Below are 2524 nucleotides of genomic sequence, written 5' to 3'. Positions count from 1 at the left end.
TGTGTGCCAAAAAATGATAACTTGATGATTACCCGTATATCTACAGTGAAAAAACGTTTTTTTGCGTCTCCTGCTTATATAGCGAAATATGGTGAGCCATTAACATTACAGGAGCTCTCAAGCCATAATGTGCTATTGGTGAAAAATGTATTTTATCCAGAGCTTAGTGATTATTTTTTGCAGTTAGGGATAACTTATTCGATACAAAAAAATACCATTACTTACTCTGATGTCTCTCATGCATTAGATATTGCACTCAGTGGTAAAGGCATCTTATGGGCTCCAATAACGATGGTGCAACGCAGAGTTCAGCCTGATGCGCTTAAAGCATTGTTTGACGATAAGAGTATTATTGATGTTGTTGGTTATGCGATATATAAACAACGGTTTGTTCAGCCAAATAAAATACGCTGTTTTATTGATGAGCTGAAAATCTTTGTTCAGATATTTGATGCAGGCAGTCATCGCGAGTAACACCCATTTTTTATTAATCCCAATTTTGTATATTTATGAGGATAAACCCATAGTGGGTTTATCCCTACATCATAACACTTAATTTATCTGCGATGTGCATCAAATAAAACCGATTTACCATATTATGGAATACAGTACATAAAAATAGAACATGCTGAGTGTATCGGTATCAAGTGGCGAGGGTTAATACAGGTATAGTGATCATCCTATGATGGGCTTGTTCCCCTGATATGGCTTACCAAGTGAGTGATCTATGGCAACCCCAAAAAGTGTCGTGTTTCAGCTGTATAAGCATTGGGATATTATTGAAGCGCTTACGCAAATTGCAGGTGAATGGCCTGTTTTTGAACACAACAGAGTGCTTTCAGTTATTGCTAAAATAAGCCCTGCATCAGAAACAGACAATGATCATCTTGAAACATTACACCAGCTCTGCCATCACGATATTTTACAGCCTTTAGATCGCAGTCATGCTTTGCAGTTTAATCCATTGGTGCTGGATTTTGCGCGTGGTTTGACCCATGAGCACGAGCTGGGTCTCTCTTCAGTATTAAAAGCCCGTATTGAAGGGGTAAAACAAGCCTCTGCACAGCTCAATGAAGGGCTTTCTCCGTTAAATTATGATCTATTGCGGCGTGCGGCTACCCAATTATCGGCACTGTTACGGCAGCTTAAACAGCAGTTGGAACAAGATAAACATGCGATTATTGAACTGGCTGAACAAGCTAAATCACAGGATGCGGCTATTCCCATTCAGCAACGTTATAGCGCTGTGCTCGATGCTTATGATGACTACGTTGAGCCGATGAATGAGATGATGGACAGCAGCCTGTCGGGTACATTTTACCCTTATCTGGAAAAAGCGGATAACGCACTTGATGCGGCTTTAGAGGCGTTGTCTGCTCAGGGCAGTTTGTACACCCATCAAATGCAATTACGGCATGTGGCACATCAGGCCAAAGATCTGCAATGTTTCGGGCGGATAGTGGCTCAACAGTGTGCCAATATTTTACTGCCGCTGCGTGAAGAGGCGCGTCAGCATAACAGCTTATCTGCATCTATTAGCCACTTACTGGGTAGAGTACGTAAACAGGGGCTACAACGCGGCATAGCCAATACGACACCGAGCCCATTACCGCTTTGGCGTACAGAGCGCTTTCGGCGGGTGAATGTTGGGGGTGAAATACTGACGCTAATGGCGGATGCCATGGCTTATATCCCTGAAAAAGTGGGTTTTCCTGATGCTATAGCCGAGCAATCGCCACATTTTTTCCCCGTAGATGAAGCGCAACTACACCTCGGTTTACAGCAGGCGTTACCGGTTGAAAACCTGATGATTTGGTTACAACAGCATTACCCGCATTTACCGGATGCCACGTTATTGCGTTTATATCATGATTTAGTCAGAGAACCTCTTTGGCAGGCTGATCTGCATGAAACACAAATCACAACACGTCTGCATGATGTAGAGGTTACTTATTACCCTCACCGGATAAGCCAAATATGACGTCACTCGCCGTGCAACTGAACACATTAAGTTCTCTGGGCGAGCTCTTTCGCCTATTTAACAGTGGAAAGCACCTTAACCGGCTTGCTGAACCGATATTGTGGGCGGCTCTAGAGCAAGAAAGTGAAAACTATCAACAGCTATTCACTGCATTGGGCTACGAATTAAAGATAGACGTACGGGGTTATGCATGGTTTCACTGCGAAGAGTTAAATAGCCATATTAGCAAGACCAGCCGCCGACTGGCCCTATTTTTTATGACCATTTTTGATAGCCAAGCCGATGCGGGAAAACCGTTACTCCGCTTTGGTGATTGGCGGCTTGATAAACCTTTGCTGACTGAAATGTATAGGCAACATAAAGAGGTTCTTGAGGCTGAAGGGCTTGATCTTGATAACTATTTAGCTCTGCTTGAAAGTGCCGCACGCATTGGTTTTACCCAAGAGCAAGGCGGATATTGGCGGTTACTGCCGGCCGTTTACCGCTATTTAGACTATTTTGAACAGCTTGCCGCGCACCATAAACAGGCAGACTGCAACAGCA

The 2524-nt window shown here is 43.6% G+C and carries 3 protein-coding genes; all 3 read left to right on the top strand.

The features are described 5' to 3' along the window. Positions 1-474 (top strand): LysR substrate-binding domain-containing protein (locus ACRC27_RS01515; protein ID WP_438639000.1); only part of this gene is annotated, 474 nt, incomplete at its 5' end. A 253-nt stretch (positions 475-727) separates the two neighbouring features. Continuing rightward, complete coding sequence (locus ACRC27_RS01510) at positions 728-1981, top strand: hypothetical protein (RefSeq protein ID WP_438638998.1); 1254 nt, start codon at positions 728-730, stop codon at positions 1979-1981. Then, positions 1978-2524 (top strand): condensin complex protein MksE (locus ACRC27_RS01505; RefSeq protein WP_438638996.1); only part of this gene is annotated, 547 nt, incomplete at its 3' end. The genes ACRC27_RS01510 and ACRC27_RS01505, both read left to right, overlap by 4 nt.

The organism is Plesiomonas sp. (assembly GCF_051650925.1).
GTDB lineage: Bacteria > Pseudomonadota > Gammaproteobacteria > Enterobacterales > CAMTGL01 > Plesiomonas.
The sequence above is the reverse complement of the archived record's forward strand: the minus strand, read 5'-3'. Positions and strand labels throughout refer to the sequence as shown.

Coding starts and splice junctions, on each gene's coding strand:
- ACRC27_RS01510 (WP_438638998.1), top strand. CDS start 728: ATGGCAACCCCAAAAAGTGTCGTGTTTCAGCTGTATAAGCATTGGGAT.